At 62.8% G+C, this 22,044-nt stretch carries 22 protein-coding genes and 1 pseudogene; 14 read left to right on the forward strand and 9 right to left on the reverse strand.

What is annotated here, in order from left to right; all coding sequences use genetic code 11:
• The first annotated feature begins 19 nt into the window (after positions 1-19).
• The 4 genes from minD to EO99_RS0118595 all read left to right on the forward strand — a co-directional run bounded on the left by minD (position 20) and on the right by EO99_RS0118595 (position 2,715).
• On the forward strand, positions 20-835 hold the full coding sequence (minD, locus tag EO99_RS0118580; RefSeq protein ID WP_029620102.1) for a septum site-determining protein MinD: 816 nt from the start codon (positions 20-22) through the stop codon (positions 833-835).
• Positions 832-1,092 carry a cell division topological specificity factor MinE gene (minE, locus tag EO99_RS0118585; RefSeq protein ID WP_029620103.1) on the forward strand — a complete coding sequence of 87 codons (261 nt, stop codon included), beginning with the start codon at positions 832-834 and terminating at the stop codon, positions 1,090-1,092. Before minD ends, minE begins: the two co-directional genes overlap by 4 nt.
• Positions 1,093-1,365: 273 nt before the next feature.
• Positions 1,366-2,406, forward strand: coding sequence for an AI-2E family transporter (locus EO99_RS0118590; RefSeq protein ID WP_029620104.1), 1,041 nt, complete (start codon positions 1,366-1,368; stop codon positions 2,404-2,406).
• 75 nt (positions 2,407-2,481) lie between these two features.
• Positions 2,482-2,715, forward strand: coding sequence for a DUF2934 domain-containing protein (locus EO99_RS0118595; protein WP_029620105.1), 234 nt, complete (start codon positions 2,482-2,484; stop codon positions 2,713-2,715).
• A gap of 112 nt (positions 2,716-2,827) precedes the next feature.
• Here EO99_RS0118595 and EO99_RS26835 read toward each other — a convergent pair whose 3' ends face one another.
• Positions 2,828-3,070 carry a DUF6074 family protein gene (locus tag EO99_RS26835; protein ID WP_077067116.1) on the reverse strand — a complete coding sequence of 81 codons (243 nt, stop codon included), beginning with the start codon at positions 3,068-3,070 and terminating at the stop codon, positions 2,828-2,830.
• A gap of 285 nt (positions 3,071-3,355) precedes the next feature.
• Between EO99_RS26835 and EO99_RS0118605 the strand changes: the two genes are divergently transcribed.
• From EO99_RS0118605 to EO99_RS0118635, 7 genes are all read left to right on the forward strand, one after another.
• A complete protein-coding gene (locus EO99_RS0118605) occupies positions 3,356-4,867 on the forward strand; it encodes a globin-coupled sensor protein (protein ID WP_029620106.1) in 1,512 nt (503 codons plus the stop codon).
• A 142-nt stretch (positions 4,868-5,009) separates the two neighbouring features.
• On the forward strand, positions 5,010-5,780 hold the full coding sequence (locus EO99_RS0118610; protein WP_029620107.1) for an SDR family NAD(P)-dependent oxidoreductase: 771 nt from the start codon (positions 5,010-5,012) through the stop codon (positions 5,778-5,780).
• Entirely contained in the window at positions 5,777-6,712 is a 936-nt protein-coding gene (locus EO99_RS0118615) for a 2-dehydro-3-deoxygalactonokinase (RefSeq protein WP_029620108.1), read from the forward strand. Before EO99_RS0118610 ends, EO99_RS0118615 begins: the two co-directional genes overlap by 4 nt.
• The gene (locus tag EO99_RS0118620) at positions 6,709-7,341 is read left to right on the forward strand and encodes a 2-dehydro-3-deoxy-6-phosphogalactonate aldolase (protein ID WP_029620109.1); all 633 of its coding nucleotides are present in this window, start codon (positions 6,709-6,711) and stop codon (positions 7,339-7,341) included. The genes EO99_RS0118615 and EO99_RS0118620 overlap by 4 nt, the downstream gene beginning before the upstream one ends.
• 87 nt (positions 7,342-7,428) lie before the next feature.
• Positions 7,429-8,142: a FadR/GntR family transcriptional regulator gene (locus EO99_RS0118625; RefSeq protein WP_029620110.1), complete on the forward strand. Its 714-nt coding sequence runs from the start codon at positions 7,429-7,431 to the stop codon at positions 8,140-8,142.
• A 15-nt stretch (positions 8,143-8,157) separates the two neighbouring features.
• Entirely contained in the window at positions 8,158-9,360 is a 1,203-nt protein-coding gene (locus EO99_RS0118630) for a mandelate racemase/muconate lactonizing enzyme family protein (RefSeq protein ID WP_029620111.1), read from the forward strand.
• A gap of 90 nt (positions 9,361-9,450) precedes the next feature.
• A complete protein-coding gene (locus EO99_RS0118635) occupies positions 9,451-10,311 on the forward strand; it encodes a DMT family transporter (protein ID WP_051679957.1) in 861 nt (286 codons plus the stop codon).
• Positions 10,312-10,521: 210 nt separating this feature from the next.
• Here the strand turns inward: EO99_RS0118635 and EO99_RS0118640 are convergent, their stop codons facing one another.
• The 6 genes from EO99_RS0118640 to EO99_RS0118665 all read right to left on the reverse strand — a co-directional run bounded on the left by EO99_RS0118640 (position 10,522) and on the right by EO99_RS0118665 (position 16,907).
• A complete protein-coding gene (locus EO99_RS0118640; RefSeq protein WP_029620113.1) occupies positions 10,522-11,526 on the reverse strand; it encodes a TRAP transporter substrate-binding protein in 1,005 nt (334 codons plus the stop codon).
• A gap of 41 nt (positions 11,527-11,567) precedes the next feature.
• Complete coding sequence (locus tag EO99_RS0118645) at positions 11,568-12,845, reverse strand: TRAP transporter large permease (protein ID WP_029620114.1); 1,278 nt, start codon at positions 12,843-12,845, stop codon at positions 11,568-11,570.
• A complete protein-coding gene (locus EO99_RS0118650; RefSeq protein ID WP_029620115.1) occupies positions 12,845-13,378 on the reverse strand; it encodes a TRAP transporter small permease in 534 nt (177 codons plus the stop codon). Before EO99_RS0118650 ends, EO99_RS0118645 begins: the two co-directional genes overlap by 1 nt.
• Positions 13,379-13,397: 19 nt before the next feature.
• Complete coding sequence (locus EO99_RS0118655; protein WP_029620116.1) at positions 13,398-14,576, reverse strand: fumarylacetoacetate hydrolase family protein; 1,179 nt, start codon at positions 14,574-14,576, stop codon at positions 13,398-13,400.
• A gap of 120 nt (positions 14,577-14,696) precedes the next feature.
• On the reverse strand, positions 14,697-15,431 hold the full coding sequence (locus EO99_RS0118660; protein WP_029620117.1) for a FadR/GntR family transcriptional regulator: 735 nt from the start codon (positions 15,429-15,431) through the stop codon (positions 14,697-14,699).
• 30 nt (positions 15,432-15,461) lie between these two features.
• Positions 15,462-16,907 (reverse strand): FAD-binding oxidoreductase, encoded by a 1,446-nt coding sequence (locus EO99_RS0118665; protein ID WP_029620118.1) that lies wholly within the window; start codon positions 16,905-16,907, stop codon positions 15,462-15,464.
• Positions 16,908-17,089: 182 nt separating this feature from the next.
• Between EO99_RS0118665 and denD the strand changes: the two genes are divergently transcribed.
• From denD to EO99_RS0118680, 3 genes are read left to right on the forward strand one after another with little or no spacing between them, the layout of a single operon-like run.
• Positions 17,090-18,076 (forward strand): D-erythronate dehydrogenase, encoded by a 987-nt coding sequence (denD, locus tag EO99_RS0118670; RefSeq protein WP_029620119.1) that lies wholly within the window; start codon positions 17,090-17,092, stop codon positions 18,074-18,076.
• Positions 18,073-18,972: an NAD(P)-dependent oxidoreductase gene (locus EO99_RS0118675; RefSeq protein ID WP_029620120.1), complete on the forward strand. Its 900-nt coding sequence runs from the start codon at positions 18,073-18,075 to the stop codon at positions 18,970-18,972. The genes denD and EO99_RS0118675 overlap by 4 nt, the downstream gene beginning before the upstream one ends.
• Positions 18,969-20,756, forward strand: a complete 1,788-nt coding sequence (locus EO99_RS0118680) for an IlvD/Edd family dehydratase (RefSeq protein WP_029620121.1) — start codon at positions 18,969-18,971, stop codon at positions 20,754-20,756. Before EO99_RS0118675 ends, EO99_RS0118680 begins: the two co-directional genes overlap by 4 nt.
• A 63-nt stretch (positions 20,757-20,819) precedes the next feature.
• Here the strand turns inward: EO99_RS0118680 and EO99_RS0118685 are convergent, their stop codons facing one another.
• Positions 20,820-21,587 (reverse strand): SDR family oxidoreductase, encoded by a 768-nt coding sequence (locus tag EO99_RS0118685; protein ID WP_029620122.1) that lies wholly within the window; start codon positions 21,585-21,587, stop codon positions 20,820-20,822.
• A gap of 182 nt (positions 21,588-21,769) precedes the next feature.
• Positions 21,770-22,044: pseudogene (locus tag EO99_RS0118690) on the reverse strand (glutamine synthetase); the annotation flags it as partial.

The following is a 22,044-nucleotide window of genomic DNA, read 5'->3' on the forward strand; positions in this document are numbered from 1 at the left end:
GAAAAAACAGGAGAGCAGTATGGGGAAGGTCATCGTAGTTACTTCCGGCAAGGGCGGGGTTGGCAAAACGACGTCGACGGCTGCACTGGGCGCAGCCCTTGCGCAGAGGAACGAAAAGGTGGTCGTCGTCGATTTTGACGTCGGCTTGAGAAATCTCGACCTCGTCATGGGTGCCGAACGGCGCGTGGTCTATGACATGGTCAACGTCATCCAGGGTGACGCGAAGCTGCCTCAGGCCCTGATCCGCGACAAGCGGCTGGAAACCCTGTTCTTGCTGGCAGCCTCGCAGACCCGCGACAAGGACAGCCTGACACCCGAAGGCGTCGAGCGCATCATCGGCGAGCTGAAGAAGTACTTCGACTGGATTATCTGCGATAGCCCGGCCGGCATCGAGCGCGGTGCAACGCTGGCGATGCGTCACGCGGACATGGCGGTGGTCGTCACCAATCCCGAAGTCTCTTCGGTTCGCGATTCCGACCGTATCATCGGCATGCTGGATTCCAAGACGTTGAAGGCGGAAAACGGCGAGCGCATGGAGAAGCACCTTCTGCTGACCCGCTACGACGCCAACCGCGCCGAGCGCGGCGACATGCTGAAGGTGGAGGACGTTCTCGATATCCTTTCCATCCCTCTGCTCGGGATCATCCCGGAAAGCATGGACGTGCTGAAAGCATCCAACGTCGGCGCACCGGTCACCCTGGCCGATGCCCGCAGCGCCCCGGCCATGGCCTACTTCGATGCCGCTCGCCGGCTCGCAGGTGAAACCGTGCCGATTGTCATCCCCGGAGAGAAGCGCGGCCTTCTTGGCAAGATCTTCGGAAGGAAGGCAGCATGAGCATCTTCGGCCTTTTCCGCAGGACGAGTTCCGCCCCCATGGCGCGCGAACGGCTGCAGGTACTTCTTGCCCACGAGAGAGCGTCGATAGGGTCTGACCTGGTTGCCATCCTGCGCGAGGAAATCCTGGCGGTCATAGCCAAGCACGTGCAGGTCGACGCCGATCGGGTACAGGTGACGATGGATCGCGACGAGCACGTCTCGATCCTGGAGATCGAAGTCGAGATCCCCCTGCCCAACGCCATGAAGGCGGCCTGATACAACTGTTTCTATCGCTGAATCACGAGAACCGCCGTAAAGGCGGTTCTTCTGTTCCTGATGTACCCTCTAGCCTTTCCTCCGGAAATCTAGACGGTCCCCGCAATCGGAATTTGAAGCCGGCACTTTTTAGCGGCCAGAACATTGTTCGGGCCAAGACTGTCGAAAGGCTCTTGCTGCAAGATTTTCGATGACGGCAGGACAGACATCTGCAAGGTTGCGCCAGCGCAGCGTGAGGTTGGGTCGCATGGTTGTCGAGCTGTCAGTTTCTATGTGCTTCTGGTTCTGGTGACGATTGCCTTCGTCGCGGTGATCATGCCGTTCTATTCGGCGATCTTCTGGGGTCTGGTGCTGGCGATCCTGTTCTTCCCGCTCCACGTCAGGATCGAGCGGGCCCTGAAGGGACGCTCCAATGCCGCCGCGGCGCTCTCGGTGCTCGTCTGCCTTTGCCTCGTGATTGTCCCGGGGCTCATCATCCTGACCTTGCTGGTCCAGCAGGGAAATGAAGTCTACCAGCGCATCAACAGCGGCCAGATCGATATCCGGCAGATCCTGACCCAGATGCAGCAGGCGCTTCCGCTGTTCATCCAGACGCGCATCGATGCCCTCGAACTCACCGGCTTCCAGGAACTGCAGGAAAGATTTTCCGGCGCCGTCATGAGCGGCGGCAGCTTCTTTGCCGGCCGGGCGCTGAGTTTCGGGCAGAACACCGTGCAGTTTTTCATCGCCTTCGGCGTGATGCTGTATCTGCTGTTCTTCCTCTTTCGCGACGGTCGATCCCTGGCGAGGATGATCAGGCGATCGACCCCGCTCAGCAGCGGGCATACGAGCAAGTTCATGGCGAAGTTTACCTCCGTGGTTCGGGCGACGGTCCGCGGCAACGTCATCATCGCGATCATTCAGGGAACCATTGGCGGCATCACGTTCTGGGCGCTGGGCGTGCAGCCCGCGCTGCTTTGGGGCGTTGTGATGAGCTTTCTCTCGCTGCTGCCGGCTGTCGGCGCCGCCTTGATCTGGGTTCCGACCGCAATCTATCTTGCCCTTGCAGGTTTCTGGATCAAGGCAGCGATCCTGACCGCCGTCGGTGTCCTCGCGATCGGCCTCGTCGACAACCTGCTACGGCCGCCGCTTGTCGGCAAGGAGGTGAAGCTGCCCGATTATGTCGTGCTGATTTCCACCATCGGCGGGATATCGCTGATCGGCATCAATGGCTTTGTCATCGGCCCGCTGATTGCCGCACTGTTCATCTCAGCCTGGGGTGTCCTGACCGAGGAACGCCTCGCTGAAAAGCCCTTGCATGACAATCAAACGTAGGCTGTCCGGAACCTTGCCGGCGAAAATATGTTCGCCGTCCATATGAGGTCTTCACACGGAACGAGGAGAGCCGCTATGGACGACAAGGAACAGCGCATCGGGGAGCGGGCGCATGAAATCTGGGAGAGCGAAGGCAGGCGCGAGGGCGATGATATGGCCCACTGGCATCGCGCCCGACAGGAACTGGGTGAGCCAGACGTGCAAGAGGTGAACGAGCAGGCGTCCAGGCAATTCAATGAAGGCGATGACAAAGACGGAGCCGCGACCAACATGGACATCACCAAGGCGCGCTTCGGCAGCCCGGATTAAATTGTCCTGCACGATGCAGCTTCAAGCCGGAACCAAGCCGGAAGGATGACGCCGCTGTTCAATGAACGGCGGCGTTTTGATTTCGGCCAGGTCACTCACGATAACCGGCTGCTCAGCCGGCAGATTCGCTGGCATGGAAGGACTGCAGCTCCATCTGCACCGCGTCCATGAACTGCCTGGCCTGCTCGGAGATTTGCGCTTCGTCGACGCCGATACGACGCAACGACGCCGCAAGCTTCTTCATCTCTTCTCGCCAGAAACAGTTCGCTTCGTTGCCGTGAAGGTCTCGCAGTATCAGTGCACAACGTCTGATGTCGCCGCTGCGGCGGTGGGTGGGGAACTGGACAAGGGTCATGAGAACTCGCGAACAGGAACCGAATCAACAAAGGAGTGCCCAGTGTGTCGCGGGGGTCTTCACAAAACCCTAAACCATCGCCGAATTGACATATGCCAATTCAAAGCAGTGAGGAAAATCACGATCTCCTAATGAAATGTTACCTGCAACTATAAGTTTATGCACCGGATAAATTAAAGACAGTGCTAATGCGAAGTTAAGCTCCCGTGGCTACCTTTTGTATAACCGAATTATATAACCAAACACAGATCCGCCGGCTTTTCCGGCGCATCCACAGGAGCAGTCATGAACCAAAAATCGAAGATCGCAGACCTCCAGGACCGGCTGGAATTTGTAGGCCTCGACGGCGACCAGCGCCGCAGCCTGAGCGCCATTCAGCCCATCATCGCGTCTTCGATCGGCGCGGCTCTCGACGTCTTCTACGCCAAGGCCTCCCGACATCCCCTGACATCCAAGTTCTTCTCCAACCAGGCGCATATCCAACACGCCAAGAGCCGGCAGGCTGCACACTGGGAGATGATTGCCTCTGGCAAATATCAGGAGGATTACGTCGATGGCGTCACGACCGTTGGTCAGGTGCATGCCCGGATCGGGCTCGAGCCGCGCTGGTATATAGGCGGCTATGCGCTCATTCTCGACGGGATCATGCGCGCCATCATCAGGGATGAACTCAAAGGCTTTCTTCACGGCCGGAAGGCGGAGAAGGTTGCCAACGACGTCACTGCGGTCGTCAAGGCTGCGCTGGTCGACATGGATTATGCCATCTCTGTCTACCTGGAATCCCTGGCAGGGGAACGCGCCCGCGTCGAAGCCCTGCGCCAGACGGAGCAGGCGGAGCAGCAGACCGCCTTGGTGGCACTTGAGACTGCGCTTGCCAGACTGTCCGAGGGTGATCTGACCTCGGAGCTGCGAGAGGCACTGGCACCGAGCTTTGCAGGCCTCAAACGGAATTTCAACTCGTCCGTTGCCTCGCTTGAAGAGGCGATGCAGGAAATCCACAACTCCGTCGACCAGGTTCGTGCCGAAGTGGGTGGCATTGCATCGGCCGCCGACAATATGGCCAAACGGACAGAGCATCAGGCCTCCGCACTCGAAGAAAGTGCCGCGGCACTCGAGCAGATCACCAGCATCTCCAGCCAGTCCGCACTGCGGGCCCGCGAAGTCCAGACGGTGGTTCAGGAATCCGCCAAGGAAACCGAAAAGTCGGGCCAGGTCGTCAAACAGGCCATCGTTGCCATGGGTGAGATCGAAAGCTCGTCGCAGAAGATGACCCAGATCATCGGCGTCATCGACGAGATTGCCTTCCAGACGAACCTGCTGGCGCTGAATGCCGGCGTAGAGGCAGCACGAGCCGGAGAACAGGGCAAGGGCTTTGCGGTCGTGGCACAGGAAGTCCGCGAACTCGCCCAGCGTTCCGCCGCCGCCGCCAAGGAGATCAAGGAGCTCATCGACAAATCGTCCGCTGACGTTCGCCGTGGTGTTGAACTGGTCAATCTGACGGGCGAATCGCTGACGGCGATCGGCCAGCGCGTCGGCTCGATCAGCGAAAACATCAACTCCATCACCAAATCGGCCCAGGAACAGGCCGCCGGCATCGACGAGATCAACTCGGCTGTGCGCAGCATGGACCAGATGACCCAGCAGAACGCAGCTCTGATGGAGGAAACCAATGCTTCGGCACAAAACCTCTCGCAGATCAGCGGCAGCCTGGCGTCCCTGATTGGCCGCTTCCGCACCGGCACAACAACCCAGCAGGCGAGCCACGCCGCTCCCGCCTGGCGACGCACTGCCGCCTGACCCCCGCTGATCGAGCAGGCCGCCAGCAGAGCGGCCTGCTTCCTTTGCGGCAGCACCTGAGCACTCTCAATCTCTTGTTTTTCAGCCAGCGGCTGCTTAGAACATCGACATCGATCAGCCGCAGCATGCCGGAGGGAAAGCCTTGGCCGATGTCGTCGTCCAGCATCCCGACCTTGCCGGCAAGAGCGTTCTGATCACCGGCGGTGCAACGGGCATTGGCGCGGCGCTGACGGCGGCGTTCGCAGCACAGGGTGCCCGCGTTTCCTTCATTGACATTGCTGACGACGTGGGCCGGGAACTTGCAGCGCGCATTTCGCTCTCATCGCGCCACCCCGTCACATTTCTGCACGCCGATCTGCGGCAGGTCGCAGAGACACGCGCTGCCGTCGATGAAGCAGCCCGGGCCGCTGGATCGCTCTCGGTGCTGATCAATAACGCCGGCTGGGACGATCGCCATGATGTGGACACCGTGTCGGAAGCCTATTGGGACGAAAGCCAAGCAATCAACCTGAAGCAGATGTTCTTCACCTCGCAGGCAGCCCTGCCGCACCTGCGCAAGGCGCCCGGCGCTTCCATTGTCAACTTCTCCTCGATCTCCTACCTGCTCAACATGGGCGACCTGCCGGCCTATGCGACGGCCAAGGCCGGCATCGTCGGACTGACGAAGAGCCTGGCCGGCCGGCTCGGTCCCGAGGGCATCCGCGTCAACGCGATCCTGCCGGGCATGATCGTGACGGAGCGTCAGAAGCGCCTGTGGCTGACGGACACGGGCATTGCGGAGATCGTCGGGCGGCAGTGCCTGAAGCGGACCCTGACCGCAGAGGATGTCGTCGGACCCTGCCTCTTCCTTGCATCGGCGGCAGCAGCCGGTATGACGGCGCAAACCATGATCATCGATGGAGGACTGCTTTGAACAAACCCGCCTATGCCGCCGTCGACTGGGGAACGAGCAGCTTCCGCCTCTGGCTGATGGATGCCGGGGACACGGTACTGGCGGAGCGACGCAGCGGCGAAGGCATGACGTCCGCGGCGCAGACAGGCTTTCCGGAGGTCTTGGCAGCCCATCTGTCCGCACTGGAGGCACCTTCGGATCTGCCCGTCATCATCTGCGGCATGGCCGGCGCCCGCCAGGGCTGGGTCGAGGCCGGCTATGTCGACGTTCCGGCCCCCTTGCCGGCTGTTCTTGCCGGAGCTGTGCGGGTGTCCGGCATAGATCGTGACGTGCGCATCCTCCCGGGCCTGGCCCAACGGCACGCCGATGCCCCAGACGTGATGCGCGGCGAGGAAACCCAGCTGCTAGGCGCGCTCCAGTCAGCAACGGAAAGCACTCAGATCGTCTGCATGCCCGGCACGCATTCGAAATGGGTGACGGTCACGAATGATCTCGTCACGGGCTTCGCGACCTTCATGACCGGCGAACTCTTCGATCTTCTCTCGAAGCACTCGGTTCTGTCCCACTCCGTCGCCGGCGCCGGGTCCTTTGACGCGGATTGCCCCGCCTTCCTGAGCGCCGTGGAAGCCGCCTTCCGGGCGCCGCAGCGGGTGAGCAACATCCTCTTCACCGTCCGCTCGGGAACGCTTCTGCAAGACCTGTCCCCGACGGATGCTGCAGCCCGCCTGTCTGGCACGCTGATCGGGCTGGAGATCGCCGGCGCTCTGGGCTCTGCCGCCGAACACCCCATGATCCGGCTTGTTGCCTCCGGCAAACTGCGCAGCCTCTACGAGAGCGCGTTGTCGGTGCTGTCACTTTGTTTCCAGACCATTGATGCCGATGAAGCGGTGCGGCGGGGCCTCTCCGCCGCCGCACATAAGATCCTGCTCGCCAAGCCCGAGGAACAGCCATGAACCGCATCCCCTTCCCCGCCATGCAATACCCCCTGGTCGCCATCCTGCGGGGACTGCGACCGGAAGAGACGGAGGGTGTCGTCGGCGGCCTGATCGAGGCGGGCTTTACCGCCATCGAAATCCCGCTGAACTCTCCGGATCCGTTCCGGTCCATCGAGGTCGCCGCGAAGATGGCGCCTGCCGACTGCCTGATCGGCGCCGGAACGGTGCTGACCCTCGAGGATGTGGCGAGCCTTGACGCCGCCGGGGGCAGGCTCATGGTCAGCCCGAACGTCGAGCCGGAGGTAATCAAGGCGGCCGTGGCGCGTGGCATGGTGACCCTGCCGGGCGTCTTCACCCCGACCGAAGCCCTGGCGGCCGCCCGCGCCGGCGCCACGGGGCTGAAGTTCTTCCCCGCCAATGTGCTCGGACCTGCCGGCATCAATGCCATTCGCGCCGTCCTGCCGAAGGACCTGCTGATCGCCGCTGTCGGTGGCGTCTCCGAGGTCAACTTCGCCGACTATATGCGCGCCGGCATCACCGCCTTCGGGCTTGGCTCCAGCCTGTACAAGCCTGGTATGAGCGCGGCCGATGTCGTCGAGCGTGCAAAGCTGACCCTGACTGCCTACGACGCAGCGCAGGCTGGCTAGGCTCGTCTGAACCAAACCCTCTGTAGTCTTGCCTCCACCTGCGATTTCCCCTAAGCCTGTCATACAGCTTCGGGGAATCGGTAGGATATGTTGGCGACACAGCTCACGGGGACGAGCCCCGATTTCGTCGGCGGTGCCGTCGCGGCCATTGCGCGGCTGATCCGTGAGCAGGATCTGAAGCCCGGCGACCGCCTACCCGCCGAAGCGGTCCTGTCGAAGGATCTGCAGGTGTCCAGGACTGTCGTTCGCGAGGCACTGCGATCCCTGGCCGCGCTCCGGCTCGTCGAATTGGGAGCCGGCAAACGACCGACGGTCGCCAGGCTCAACGACGATGCCTTTGGGCTGATGATCGAGCACGGCGTGGTCATCGACCAGATCGACATCCAGCAGATCTACGACGCTCGACGCACCATCGAAGCCCGGACCGCCGCCTTGGCGGCACTGCGCCGGAGCGAGGCGGAAGCCCAGCTCATCCTCGCGCATGCAGATGCGATGGCCACCGATTTTCATCGGCCGGAGAAGGTGATGGAGCATGACATCGCCTTTCACCTCGCGATCGCCCGCGCCTCCCGCAACCCGGTCTTCGCGCTCATTCTCGGCGCTTTCCAGAACGTTACCCGGGAGACATGGCCGATCGGCTGGCGAAGCCGGTCGAGCGACGCCGATCGGCACGCGATGAACACGCTTCATCGCGAGATCGGCCAGGCGATCCTTACCGGCGACCCCAGTGCCGCCACGTCAGCCATGAACCAGCATTTCGACATCAGCCTCAAGGCGCTCGTCACCGCCGGCCTCATCTAGTTCAAAGGACACTCCATGAAGATCACCAAACTCGAAACAGTCCGCATTGCGGAGCGCTCCAACCTGCTCTGGGTACTGGTCCACACCGACGAAGGCATCACCGGGCTGGGAGAGACCTTCTTCGGCGCAGAGACCGTCGAGAGCTACATCCATGAGTATGTCGCGCCGCGCGTGCTCGGCCGCGACCCTCTGCAGATCGATCTCCTGGCCAGCGATCTCGTCGGCTACATCGGCTTCCGCTCGTCCGGCGCAGAGGTCCGCGGCAACTCGGCCTTCGACATAGCGCTCTGGGACATCTTCGGCAAGGCGGTGAACCAGCCGATCGCCCAGCTGCTGGGCGGCTTCAGCCGCAAGGAAATCCGTACCTACAACACCTGCGCCGGGACCGAATACATCAAGAAGAACACCGGGCAAACCACCGCCAACTACGGCATGACGGGTGGAACTGCCTATGACGACCTGAACGGCTTCTTGCACCGTGCCGATGAGCTTGCCGAGTCGCTGCTGGCCGATGGCATCACCGCCATGAAGATCTGGCCCTTCGACGCCGCTGCCGAGAAGACGCGCGGCCAGTATATCTCCATGCCGGACCTGAAGCTCGCACTCGAGCCTTTCGAGAAGATCCGCAAGGCCGTCGGCGACAAGATCGACATCATGGTCGAATTCCACTCCATGTGGCAGCTCCTGCCCGCCATCCAGATCGCCAAGGCGCTCGAGCCCTACAACACCTTCTGGCACGAGGACCCGATCAAGATGGACAGTCTGTCGAGCCTGAAGCGCTATGCGGACGCCTCGCCTGCCCCCATTTCGGCGTCCGAGACGCTGGCCACCCGCTGGGGCTTCCGCGACTATCTGGAGACCGGTGTCGCCGGCATCGTCATGCTCGATATCTCGTGGTGCGGCGGCCTGTCCGAAGCCCGCAAGATCGCCTCCATGGCCGAGGCCTGGCATCTGCCCGTCGCGCCGCATGACTGCACCGGGCCGGTGGTTCTCTGCGCCTCCACCCACCTGTCGCTGAACGCGCCCAATGCACTCGTCCAGGAAAGCGTGCGCGCCTTCTACAACACCTGGTACCGGGATCTCGTCACGGCACTGCCGGAGGTAAAGAACGGCATGATCACCGTTCCGCCCGGCGCAGGGCTTGGCATGGAACTTCATCCGGACCTAGAAGAGAACTTCACCGTCAGCCGGCGATTCTCCGACATCGCCGATATCTGACGACCATCGATATTCTGGGAGGATGAATTGAATAAGATCGCATCGGTTGCGGCCGGCTTGGGAACCTCGTCGGCCGCCGGGCCGCTGGTGATGTTGCTCGGCATGCTGTTTTTTGCCCTGAACGACGCCATGGGCAAATGGCTTGTCTCCTCTTATGGACTGGGCCAGGTCATCCTGATCCGCAGCATCGCCGCGCTCGTCATCCTGTCTCCCCTTCTCTGGAAGGCCGGCCTTGCGCCGATCCTCGGAGCGGAGCGGAAGGGGATGCAACTCGCCCGCGTGATCTTTTCGACGGCAGAGGTCTTCTGCTTCTACTACGCGGTCATGTACCTGCCGCTTGCCGACGTCATGACCTTCTGGCTGGCAGCGCCCATCTATGTGGCGGCGGCTTCCCCGCTGCTGCTGGGCGAGAGCGTCGGCTGGCGCCGCTGGACAGCCATTGCCATCGGCTTCGTCGGCGTCATCATCACGCTTGAGCCCTCGAGTGCCATGTTCACAGGCCCGGCGATCATCTCGATCATCGGCAGCGCCGCCTTCGCCTTCATGATGATCTCCGGCCGCTTCCTGCGCGCAACGCCCGACAGCACGCTGGTTCTCTTCCAGACATCAGCTGCCGCGCTTGCGGGGCTTGTCTTTGCCCCCTTCGACTGGGCCCCGATCGCATCGGGCGTCGACCTGATGCTGCTCTGCCTCTTGGGCGTGGTCGCGATGAGCGCGCACATGCTCGTCAATCGCGCCCTGAAGATGTCGGATGCCGCGACTGTCGCGCCGCTGCAGTACACATTGCTGCTCTACGCAGTGATCTTCGGCTGGATGTTCTTTGGCGACGTCCCGCGGCTCAGCATGATGATCGGCGCGGGCCTCATCGTCGCCTCCGGCCTGTTCATCTTCATCCGCGAACAGATGCTGAAGAAACGCCAGCCGGCAGACAGGCCGGTCGAAATTCCCTGAGGGTCTGTCGCAACGAGCGACCTCAGCTTAAGGGCCGCTTCCAACTGGGAGCGGCCCTTTTCCATGGGCCATACCCAAAATACGACCCGGCCAGTCGCCTCTTCGGTCTGTCATAGGCAGAAGTTCCCCAACGAAAAATGCCCGCGGCAGAAGCCGCGGGCATTCGTGAAGGGGATAGCCGCACACGAGGTGCGGCCTGCCATTGATCCGTTACTTACGGATCTCTTCGAGCTTGGCGACGATGTTGTCGACCACGTCCGCGCCGATGGCGGCCTTGTGCTTTTCGTAGACGACCATGGACTTCTCGCGAATACGTGCCTGCTCTTCTTCAGACAGCGTGTTCACTTCCAGGCCGGCTTCCTTGATCTTCTCCAGCGACTTCATGTTGAGGTCCTGGATCACCTTGCGCTCTTCGTCACGACCGACGACTGCGCACTCGCGAAGGGCTGCCTGCTCTTCGGCTGTGTAGCTGTCGAAGATCGGCTTCGAGAACAGGAACAGGAACGGCGTGTAGGCGTGGTTCGTCTCGGTGACGTACTTCTGCACTTCGTAGAACTTGGAAGTGTCGATCGTCACGTAGGGGTTTTCCTGGGCGTCGATCGCATTGGTTTCCAGCGCCGAGAAGACTTCGCCGAAGGCCATCGGAGTGGCGTTGGCACCGAGGTTCTGGAAGGTGTCGAGGAAGATGTTGTTCTGCATGACGCGAACCTTCATCCCCTGGAAGTCTTCCCACTTGGTGACCGGGCGAACCGAGTTCGACAGGTTGCGGAAGCCGTTTTCCCAGTACGCCAGGTTCACGAGGCCAGCTTCTGCAAGCTTCTCGTTCATCATGTCGCCGAATTCGCCGTCGAGGACTTCGTAGGCTTCTGCGGCATTGGCAAAGAGGAACGGCAGGTCGAATACGCCGAGTGCCGGAATGATGCCGACCAGCGGCGAAGAAGACGTCACGACGGCTTCCTGAACGCCCGAACGGAGCGCCTGGGTTGCCTGAAGGTCGCCGCCGAGTGCGCCGCCCCAGAAGGCGGTGAGCTTCAGCTTGCCGCCCGACTTGTCGTCGAGGCAGGCCTGCATGGCCTTGATGCCGTTACCGACCGGGTGGTCTTCGTTGATGCCGTTCGAAACGCGGATGTTGCGATCGTTGAATTCCGCGAAGGCCGGAGCTGCAGCCGAAAGGCCGAAGGCGATGGCAGTCGAGGCAAGAAGCAGTTTTCTCATGGTAGTATCCTCCCTAGGATAGGTTGCTGAGGGGTTGTGGATTAGTAGAGCCATCGTGCGGGCACGAGGACGATATCTGGGAACAGGACCAGAAGGAAAAGCACCAGAACCTGCGTGACCAGGAATGGCCAGACGCCGATGGTGACTTGTCCCAGCGGGACACGGCCGACGCCGCTGACGACGTTCAGGACGACGCCGACCGGCGGAGTCAGAAGGCCGATGCAGGTGTTCATGATGAACAACACGCCGAAGTAGACCGGGTCAATCCCCGCCTGCTTGACGATCGGCATCAGCACAGGCGTCAGGATCAGGATCGTGGGCGTCAGGTCAAGTGCCGTGCCGACGACCAGAACCAGCAGCATGATCACGAACATCAGCAGCATCGGGCGGTCGATCAAGGGCTCGATATAGCCGGTGATTTCAGCCGGAATGTTGGCGGCGGTGATCAGCCAGGCCGAGACAAGCGCGGCACAGACGAGGAACATGACGACGGCGGTGGTCTTTGCCGCCTGCAGGATGACGGCCGGCAGATCGCGCGGTGCGAGCTCACGGTAGATCACCATACCGACGAACATGGCATAAGCAGCAGCCACGACGGCGGCTTCGGTCGGCGTGACGACACCGGCCTTGATGCCGCCGAGAATGATCACGGGCATTCCCAGCGCCCAGAGCGCGCGGCCCGTTGCGTGCACCCGTTCCTTCGCCGAGGTCCGTGGCAGCGCCTGGACATTGTCCTTGCGAACCACGATCAGCCACGTGACGACCAGTGCAAACGCCATCAGCAGGCCCGGAACGATGCCGGCCATGAACAGCTGGGTGATCGAGACGTTGGCCGAGACACCGAAGACGATGAAGGCCATTGATGGCGGGATGACCGGAGCGATAACGCCGCCGGCTGCAATCAGGCCTGCCGAGCGCGGAACGTTGTAGCCGGCCTTTGCCATCATCGGGATCAGGATGGCGGCGAGCGCAGCCGTATCGGCAGCCGCGGAGCCCGAGATGCTGGCCATGATCACCGCGGCCATGATGGCCACGATGCCAAGTCCGCCCCGGATATGGCCGACGCAGGCGATCGCAAAGTCGATGATGCGCCGCGACAGGCCGCCCGCGTTCATCAGTTCCCCGGCGAGGATGAAGAAGGGAATGGCAAGAAGCGTGAAGGTGTCAGCACCCGCGATCATGTTCTGGGCGATGATCTGTGTGTTGAACATGCCCATGTACCACATGAGCATGACGCCGCAGAACATCAGCGAAAAGGCGACCGGAACACCGATGGCCATAGCGCCGAGAAGGGATGCAATAAAGACGCCTAATGTCATCAGGCACGCTCCGCCAGGTGGTTGGCACTCATATTTTCTCCGGCGAAGGCTGCAATCTCTTCTTCGGTCACGCGGCCGGTCAGCAGGCGCAACAATCGCTCGAGCGCGATGATGACGACACCTGCACCGGTAAAGAACCCGATGCCATAGACCCAGATCATCGACAACTGCGTGACAGGAGCGTCCATGGTGGCATTGATCGGCGCCTGCTTCCAGGTTCCCCAGAAGAAGATCCCCGAAACGGCAATGATGATGATGTTAGACAAGATCATGCAGATGATGCGACCCGTGCGGCCAAACAGCATCACCAGCGTCTCCACGCCGACATGCGAATGCTCCCGGAACGCGACAACGGCGCCGATGAACGTCAGCCACACGAAGAAGTAGCGCGACAGTTCGTCCGACACGTTGATACCGGAATTGAAGCCGTAGCGCAGCACGACATTAAGGAACACCATGATCGCCATGCCACCGAGCAGCAGGATCAGCAGGAGTTCCAGACATTTGTAGAAGAGATCGATAGCTCTTTGCATGTGACTCCTCCCGCCTCGCCTACAGCAGCGCGCGTTGTGCAAGATTTTTCATCAGCGCAGCAATTCCGAAGGTCCACTGCGGGCAGCGATTGCTATGCTCGACCCAGTTTATAAGCCGCCCGAGCCGCGGCGTCGATATTTCTACCCGGTCGCCGATTTCGTGGGTGAACCCGAGACCCGCGCCGCGGCGATCCTTGACCGGCGCAAACATCGTGCCGAGGAACAGGACCGCGCCGTCCGGGTACTGGTGGTTGTCGTTCAGCAGCTGTGACACCAGGTCTTCCGGCGTGCGGCTGATGGCTGCCAGCGGGCTGACGCCCGTCATGGTGAAACCGTCGGCACCCTCGACAGTCAGGGCAATCTCCGCCGTCTTGACGTCTTCGATGCTGAAGCCGGCATCGAAAAGACGAATGAACGGACCGATCGAGCAGGATGCATTGTTGTCTTTCGCCTTGCTGAGCAGCAGGGCAGAGCGGCCTTCGAAGTCGCGCAGGTTGACGTCATTGCCGAGCGTGGCGCCGACGATCTTGCCGGTCGACGTCACCGCCAGCACGACTTCCGGCTCAGGGTTGTTCCAGTCCGACTTCGGATGGATGCCGACGAGGGCACCGCAGCCGACGGAGGACATGGGCTGTGCCTTCGTGAAGATTTCGGCGTCGGGCCCGATACCCACTTCCAGGTACTGCGACCAGAGGCCGAGCTCCTGCAGCAGCTTCTTGACCTCGGCAGCCTTCTCGGATCCGGCGACCAGCCCCTTGAGGTTGTCGCCGAGAACCGGCGCCAGCCGGCCGCGGATCTCCTGTGCCCGCAGCGGATCACCCTTCGCCTGCTCTTCGATGACGCGCTCGAGCATGCTGTCAGCGAAGGTCACGCCTGCTGCCTTCACGGCCTGCAGGTCGACAGGAGCAAGAAGCTCGCCGACGGCACCATTCAGGAACGCATCGATCGCGCCGAGGTCGGCAAACCGGCTTGTGTCTTCGAGACGAGTGGTGAGGTCTTCGATCTCCAGGACACCGGACAGTGTCGGCGACAGTGACGACAGATCCAGCAGTCGATCATTCTTGAGCAAGACAGGGCATGGACCACCGGCGTCCTTGGACCAGACCCGACCGACCAGAAGTGCGTCGCTTACGTCTTGCGGCAGGATCATCTGCGCGCTCAACACATTCTCAGAATTCACCAAGTTCCTCCCTGGCATGCGATGAAATCGCCCTGATTGTCAGGATGTCTGACAACAAAAGTGCGCTTTTCTAGTATGACTTTTGGCGCCTGTCCAGATGCCCTCGATCAATGTGGGAAAAAGTCCGTGAACGCTTCCTCACGATATTTCGCCCTGCAAGGTTTCCAAAGCAAGATCCAGGCGCGCTGCGGCCTGGATCAAATGATGGCGCATGGCCTGGCGCGCTTTGACAGGATCGCCGATCGCCACCGCATCGCGGATCGCAACATGCTCTGCTATCGTCACCTCGACAATTTCCTCCAGCACCGCCTTTGCCCGGGCGGCCTGGATCGCAAGACTGATCCGCTCCGCGATGAAGCTGGTGAACAGCGGAAAATACTCGTTCTGCGTTGCGGTCGCCAGCGCCCGGTGAAACGCCAGATCGGCAACGATCCCCTGCTCCGTCCATTTCTCCGCACCTGTCATCTGCTCCAGGGTCTCGTCAAGGCGAGCGAGATCCGCCGAGGTGCGATGAGTGGCAGCCAGACCGGCCGCCTCGATCTCCAGGGGAATGCGCAACTGGTAGAGATTGTGGAAAGCAAGCTGATCGGTCGGATCGCCGTGCTCGATCCGCAGCGACTGGCGCCGTTCGAACTCGGTGGCGAAGGCGCCCACGCCTTGCCGCGTCTCCACCAGCCCTTCGTTGCGCAGCTGGGCAATCGCCTCGCGGACGACCGATCGGCTGACGCCGAAGGTCTTGGCGAGCAGATGCTCCGTCGGCAGCTTCTCCCCCGCGGCAATCCGCCCTTCGGTGATCTCACGGCCGATCTGCGCGGCAATGCGCGCCGGCAGATGTTCGCTCCGTCTGATCTGGTTGAAATCGGCGACCGCCACCTCTGCCCTCCCTGGCTTCCCTTCCTTCTTCTATGAGTTCGGGATAAAATTCAATTGGCAGCCGGGATTCATCATGAAATCCGGGTCGATTGCCTGTTTGACGGCCGTCAGAAGATGGCGCCGCACCGGCGACAGTCGCGCCTCGAAGTCTTCCCGCTTCAGGCGACCGATGCCGTGCTCGGCGCTGATGCTTCCCTGGTAGCGATCAAGAACCGCATTGATGGCGCCCTTCGCCTTGTACATCTGCTCAAGCTGCTGATCCGGCGTCGCACCGGCGGTCGGCAGCACGTTGAGATGGACATTGCCGTCGCCGACATGGCCGTAGGAGACACAGGTAACGTCGCCGACGGCATCCGCGACTGCGCTCTCGGCATCGGCGACGAAGGACGCCAGCTGCGACAATCGCACCGAAACATCGGTCCTGAGGTGCATGCCCCGCTTGGCCTGGCCTTCGTTCATCCCTTCCCGGATCAACCAGAGGTTCCGGGCCTGCGCCTGGGAGGCCGCGATGGTACCGTCTACCACCATGCCCTCCTCCATCACGACTTCCAGGAAGCGGCCCATCAGGTCATCGATGTCGACGAGCCCCGATCCGGAGATCTCCATCAGCACATAGGCCGGATACTCCGCCGAGATGGGGATGGGCAGGTCCGGCATGGCCTCCTTCGCCAGCGTGAAGGCGAGCGGCGGCATGAACTCGAAGGCAGACATGAGGTCGCAGCAGTCGCGGCGCGCGCGGCGGAAGAGCGTGATCGCATCCTCGAGCGAGGCCAGCCCCAGAAGCGCCGTCGCGACCTGGTCCGGGTAAGGCGTGAGCTTGACGGAGACCGCGGTGATGATGCCAAGCGTCCCCTCGGCACCGATGAACAGCTGCTTGAGGTCGATGCCGCGATTGTCCTTGCGCAGGGTCGACAGGCCTTCGAAGATGCTGCCGTCCGGCAGCACCACCTCCAGTCCGAAAACCAACTCGCGCGTCATCCCGTATCGCAGGACGTTGATGCCGCCTGCGTTGGTGGACACATTGCCGCCAATCCGGCACGTTCCCTGCGCGCCGAGCGCCAGCGGGAAGAACATCCCCTTCTCCGCGATCGCATCCTTGAGTTCGGACAGAATGCATCCCGCCTCGACCACGGCGGAGAAATCATCGGCATCGATCTGCCGGATCCTGTTCATGCGCTCCAGGCTGAGAACCACCTGGTTCTGCCCGGCGTCGGGAATGCCGCCCAGAACGAGACCGGTGTTGCCGCCCTGCGGCACGATCGACAGGCCGAGTTCGCGGCACAGCTTGACGGCCTCCGCCACCTGTTCGGTCGAGCGGGGTCGCAGCACCGCCACCGCATCGCTCGTCACATCGCCGTGCCAGTCGCGGCAATAGGGGATCATCGCGTCGCGCTCGCTCAACACAAGGTCGTCGCCCAGTCTCGCACGCAATGCGGTGCGCCATTCGCCGACCGATGCACTCATTTCCGATGTCATGCCCAAGGCCCTTCTCTTGCATCAGCAGCGTGTCAGGCTTCCACCTGGGCTTCGCCTGCCGATGCTGAAATAACTATTTGCAAGCCGACCATATAAAGTTATCAGACAACCTTACAAGATGGATTTTCGTTATGCCGCAGCGGCTCCACCGCCGCCGGCAGCTTCAGTGGAGGAGCTCTCTCATGCATATCCTGATCATCGGCGCGGCAGGCATGGTCGGCCGCAAGCTCACGCAGCGGCTCGTTGCCGACAAGGCCCTCGACGGCAAGACGGTCGAGAAGCTGACGCTGGTGGATGTCGTTCAGCCCGAAGCCCCTGCCGGCTTCTCCGGCACGGTCGATGCGCGCGAGAGCGATCTCTCCGCTCCCGGCGAGGCCGAGACGCTGGTGGCGGGCCGTCCCGACGTGATCTTCCATCTGGCCGCCATCGTATCGGGCGAAGCGGAGCTCGATTTCGACAAGGGCTACCGCATCAACCTCGACGGCACCCGTTACCTCTTCGACGCGATCCGCCTTGCTCACAACGAAGACGGTTACAAGCCGCGCGTCGTCTTCACCTCGTCGATTGCCGTCGTCGGCGCGCCGCTGCCCTTCCCGATCCCGGACGATTTCCACCTGACCCCGCTGACGAGCTACGGCACCCAGAAGGCGATCTGCGAACTCCTCCTTTCCGACTACAGCCGCCGCGGCTTCTTCGAAGGCATCGGTATTCGCCTGCCGACCATCTGCATCCGCCCCGGCAAGCCGAACAAGGCCGCCTCGGGCTTCTTCTCCAACATCCTGCGCGAGCCGCTGGTCGGCCAGGAAGCGGTGCTGCCGGTTTCCGACGATGTCCGCCACTGGCACACCTCGCCGCGTTCGGCCGTCGGCTTCCTTCTCCACGGCGCCACGATCGACGTCGACAAGGTCGGCCCGCGCCGCAACCTGTCGATGCCGGGCCTCAGCGCCACCGTCGGCGAGCAGATCGAAGCCCTGCGTCGCGTCGCCGGCGACAAGGCCGTCGCCCTCATTCGCCGCGAGCCGGATGAGATGATCATGAAGATGGTCGCCGGATGGGCACCCGGATTTGAGGCAAAGCGCGCAACGGAGCTTGGCTTCACGGCCGAAAAGTCGTTCGATGAAATCATTCGCGTTCACATCGACGACGAGCTTGGAGGCAAACTTGCATGAGTAAGACGGACAGGAAGCAGATCGCCTTCCTCGGCACCGGCCTGATGGGCGCACCCATGGTGCGCTGTCTGCTGAAGGCTGGCTTTCCGGTGACGGTCTGGAACCGCGATCCGGCAAAGGCCGCGCCGCTCGTCGCCGACGGCGCAAGCCAGGTGCAGTCGCCGGTCGAGGCCGTCACCGGCGCCGACGTCGTCCTCACGATGCTGACCAATGGCGCAGCTGTCGCCGACGTCCTCTTCGACAAGGGCGTCGCCGATGCGATGGCGACGGGCACCATCGTCGTCGACTGCAGCTCGATCGCGCCGCCGATCGCCCGCGAGAATGCCGCCAAACTGGCCGGCCGCGGCATCCGCAACCTGGATGCGCCCGTCTCCGGCGGCACGGCCGGCGCCTCTGCCGGCACGCTGGCGATCATGGCAGGCGGCGACGCGGCCGATGTCGAGGATCTGAAGGACGTCTTTGCAGCCCTGGGCCGCGTCACCCATGTGGGGCCGAGCGGTGCGGGACAGATCTGCAAGCTCGCCAACCAGCAGATCGTCGCCGTCACCATCGGCGCCGTCGCCGAAGCGATGGTCCTGGTGGAAGCCGGCGGCGCCTCGCGTGCCGCCTTCCGGGACGCCATTCGCGGCGGCTTTGCCGAAAGCCGCATCCTGGATCTGCACGGCGCCCGCATGGTCGAGCGCAATTTCGTGCCGGGCGGCGCTTCCGCCAACCAGCTGAAGGACCTTGACGCGGTCATGGCGATGGCAGAGGACCTCTCGCTGACGCTGCCGCTGACCCGGGAGGTCCGCCAGGAATTTCGCGATTTCGTGGACCAGGGCGGCGCCGAGAAAGACCACAGCGGTCTTCTCCTGCACCTGGAAAAGCTCAACCCGAAGACAGGCAAGACATCATGAGCGCTGAGAAGACCCCGACCCGCCGCCTGCGCTCGCAGGACTGGTTCGACAACCCTGACCACATCGACATGACCGCGCTCTATCTCGAGCGCTTCATGAACTACGGCGTGACGCCGGAAGAACTGCGCTCCGGCAAGCCGATCATCGGCATCGCCCAGAGCGGCAGCGACCTCACGCCCTGCAACCGGGTTCACGTCGAACTGGTCAAGCGGGTGCGCGATGGCATTCGCGACGCCGGCGGCATTCCGATCGAATTCCCGACCCATCCGATGTTCGAGAACTGCAAGCGGCCGACGGCCGCGCTCGACCGAAACCTTGCCTACCTCAGCCTCGTCGAAGTGCTCTACGGCTACCCGCTCGATGGCGTGGTGCTGACGACGGGCTGCGACAAGACCACGCCCTCGGCCCTGATGGCAGCCTCCACGGTCGATATTCCGGCGATCGTCCTGTCGGGCGGCCCCATGCTCGACGGCTGGCACGAAGGCGACCTGGCGGGATCGGGCACCGTCATCTGGCGGATGCGGCGCAAGTTCGCTGCCGGCGAGATCGATCGCGAGGAATTCCTGCAGGCGGCACTCGATTCCGCTCCCTCGGTCGGCCACTGCAACACCATGGGCACCGCCTCAACGATGAACGCCCTGGCGGAAGCGCTCGGCATGTCGCTGACCGGCTGCGGCGCCATCCCCGCGCCCTACCGCGAGCGCGGCCAGATGGCCTATCGCACCGGCAAGCGCGCCGTCGAGATCGTCTGGGAAGACCTAAAACCCTCCGACATTCTCGACCGCGCCGCATTCCTCAACGCCATCCGCGTCAACTCGGCGATCGGTGGATCCACCAACGCCCAGCCGCATCTGGCCGCCATGGCAAAGCATGCCGGCGTCGAGCTCCACCCCGATGACTGGCAGGTTCACGGCTTCGACATTCCGCTCCTCGCCAATGTCCAGCCGGCCGGTAAGTATCTCGGCGAGCGCTACCACCGCGCCGGCGGCACGCCGGCCATCATGTGGGAGCTCTTGCAGGCGGGCAAGCTGGATGGCAACTGCCGCACCGTCACCGGCAAGTCCATGGCGGAAAACCTGGTCGGGCGCGAAGCAACCGACCGCGAGGTCATCTTCCCGTTCGACCAGCCCTTGAGAGACAAGGCAGGCTTCCTGGTGCTGAAGGGAAATCTCTTCGACTTCGCCATCATGAAGACGAGCGTCATTTCGGAGGCCTTCCGCGGCCGCTATCTGCAGGAGCCGGGCCGTGAAGGCATCTTCGAGGGCAAGGCCGTCGTGTTCGACGGCTCGGAAGACTACCACCACCGCATCAACGATCCGGCTCTCAACATCGACGAGGACACCATCCTGGTGATCCGCGGCGCCGGACCGCTGGGATGGCCAGGGTCGGCGGAAGTGGTCAACATGCAGCCGCCGGATCACCTGCTGAAGCGCGGCATCATGAGCCTGCCGACCATCGGCGACGGCCGCCAGTCAGGGACGGCCGACAGCCCGTCGATCCTCAACGCTTCGCCCGAGAGTGCGGCAGGCGGCGGGCTTGCGTGGCTGCGGACGGGCGACATCATCCGCATCGACCTCAACGAGGGGCGTTGCGACATGCTGGTGGAACCCGAGGAGATCGAACGACGCCGCGCCGACGGCATTCCGCCGGTCCCCGCGGACGCCACGCCCTGGCAGCGCATTTACCGCAAGTCCGTGACGCAACTCTCGGACGGTGCCGTCCTGGAGGGCGCGGCAGACTTTCGCCAGATCGCCACCAAGTCGCCGCCACGGCACAACCACTGAACAACTGCGAAACGACAAAGGGGACCGCGATGGTCCCCTTTCCTGTTTTGGCCGGCAGCCGCCTTAGAGCACCGCGCTCATGCCGCCATCGACATAGATGATCTGGCCGTTCACGTAGTTGGACGCATCCGAGGCGAGGAAAACGGCGGCGCCGATCAGCTCGTCCGGCCTGCCCCAGCGGCGCGACGGCGTCCGGCCCTTTACCCAGCTGTCGAACTCCACATTGTCGATCAGCGCCTGGTTCATGTCGGTGAGCATGTAGCCGGGTCCGATAGCATTCGCCTGGATGCCGTGCTCGGCCCATTCGGCGGCCATCGCCTGCGTCAGCGTCTTGATGCCGCCCTTGGCCGCCGTATAGGGCGCAACCGTCGCGCGGCCGAGCCCGCTCATCAGCGAGCCGATATTGACGACCTTCCCGTGCTTGCGCGGCAGCATGCGCTTGGCCGCTTCCCGTGAGACGAGAAAGGCGCTCGTCAGATTGGTGTCGATGACGCGGTTCCAGTTGGCGAGGTCCAGTTCGACGATCGGCTTGCGGTACTGGATGCCCGCATTGTTGACGAGGATGTCGATCGCCACGCCCTCCGCATCAAAGCGCTCGAAGGTGGCAACGACGGCCGCCTCGTCGGTAACGTCGAAGGCGGCACTGCTGACGGAGAACCCTTCAGCCCTCAGCGCCGCCGCAGTTTCTTCCAGCCGCTCCGCATTCACGCCGTTCAGCACGATCGCGGCTCCCGCTTCCGCAAGTCCCCTGGCGATTGCGAGGCCGAGCCCACGGGACGAGCCGGTGACGAGGGCGGTGCGGCCGGCAAGGCTGAAAAGCGGATTGGTCATGGATAGGGTCTCCCGTGGATGTCATCGCGATAGGTCCAGCCATACGTGCGGCGCGCTATCGGTGTCCAGGCTTTTGGGGAGAAAGTAGCTCCGTCGCGGCTTGTCAGCACGAAGGGCGGGTGCGGGCCGGAGACCCGACCGGGCAGAAAAACGGCGCCGGAGGTCTCCGGCGCCGTTTTTGATCAGGCGGCGCTGCGGGCGTAGTCGGCCGTCGGCACTTCGGCGATCGTCTTCAGGACGACGGACGCGATCTGGTAGGGGCAGCCCTGGGAGTTGGGGCGGCGATCCTCGAGATAGCCCTTGTAGCCGTTGTTGACGAAGGAGTGCGGAACGCGGATCGACGCACCGCGGTCGGCAATGCCGTAGGAGAACTTGTTCCACGGCGCGGTTTCGTGCTTGCCGGTCAGACGCAGGTGGTTGTCCGGGCCGTAGACGTTGATGTGATCCTGCCAGTTCC

It is taken from the genome of Pseudorhizobium marinum (assembly GCF_000705355.1).
In the GTDB taxonomy this organism is placed as follows: domain Bacteria; phylum Pseudomonadota; class Alphaproteobacteria; order Rhizobiales; family Rhizobiaceae; genus Neorhizobium; species Neorhizobium pelagicum.

Bases quoted from the DNA above. Each gene is read 5' to 3' on its own strand.
- minD (WP_029620102.1), top strand. From the start codon at position 20: ATGGGGAAGGTCATCGTAGTTACTTCCGGCAAGGGCGGGGTTGGCAAA.
- minE (WP_029620103.1), top strand. From the start codon at position 832: ATGAGCATCTTCGGCCTTTTCCGCAGGACGAGTTCCGCCCCCATGGCG.
- EO99_RS0118595 (WP_029620105.1), top strand. From the start codon at position 2,482: ATGGACGACAAGGAACAGCGCATCGGGGAGCGGGCGCATGAAATCTGG.
- EO99_RS26835 (WP_077067116.1), bottom strand. From the start codon at position 3,070: ATGACCCTTGTCCAGTTCCCCACCCACCGCCGCAGCGGCGACATCAGA.
- EO99_RS0118605 (WP_029620106.1), top strand. From the start codon at position 3,356: ATGAACCAAAAATCGAAGATCGCAGACCTCCAGGACCGGCTGGAATTT.
- EO99_RS0118620 (WP_029620109.1), top strand. From the start codon at position 6,709: ATGAACCGCATCCCCTTCCCCGCCATGCAATACCCCCTGGTCGCCATC.
- EO99_RS0118625 (WP_029620110.1), top strand. From the start codon at position 7,429: ATGTTGGCGACACAGCTCACGGGGACGAGCCCCGATTTCGTCGGCGGT.
- EO99_RS0118630 (WP_029620111.1), top strand. From the start codon at position 8,158: ATGAAGATCACCAAACTCGAAACAGTCCGCATTGCGGAGCGCTCCAAC.
- EO99_RS0118635 (WP_051679957.1), top strand. From the start codon at position 9,451: ATGTTGCTCGGCATGCTGTTTTTTGCCCTGAACGACGCCATGGGCAAA.
- EO99_RS0118640 (WP_029620113.1), bottom strand. From the start codon at position 11,526: ATGAGAAAACTGCTTCTTGCCTCGACTGCCATCGCCTTCGGCCTTTCG.
- EO99_RS0118645 (WP_029620114.1), bottom strand. From the start codon at position 12,845: ATGACATTAGGCGTCTTTATTGCATCCCTTCTCGGCGCTATGGCCATC.
- EO99_RS0118650 (WP_029620115.1), bottom strand. From the start codon at position 13,378: ATGCAAAGAGCTATCGATCTCTTCTACAAATGTCTGGAACTCCTGCTG.
- EO99_RS0118655 (WP_029620116.1), bottom strand. From the start codon at position 14,576: ATGCCAGGGAGGAACTTGGTGAATTCTGAGAATGTGTTGAGCGCGCAG.
- EO99_RS0118665 (WP_029620118.1), bottom strand. From the start codon at position 16,907: ATGACATCGGAAATGAGTGCATCGGTCGGCGAATGGCGCACCGCATTG.
- denD (WP_029620119.1), top strand. From the start codon at position 17,090: ATGCATATCCTGATCATCGGCGCGGCAGGCATGGTCGGCCGCAAGCTC.
- EO99_RS0118675 (WP_029620120.1), top strand. From the start codon at position 18,073: ATGAGTAAGACGGACAGGAAGCAGATCGCCTTCCTCGGCACCGGCCTG.
- EO99_RS0118680 (WP_029620121.1), top strand. From the start codon at position 18,969: ATGAGCGCTGAGAAGACCCCGACCCGCCGCCTGCGCTCGCAGGACTGG.
- EO99_RS0118685 (WP_029620122.1), bottom strand. From the start codon at position 21,587: ATGACCAATCCGCTTTTCAGCCTTGCCGGCCGCACCGCCCTCGTCACC.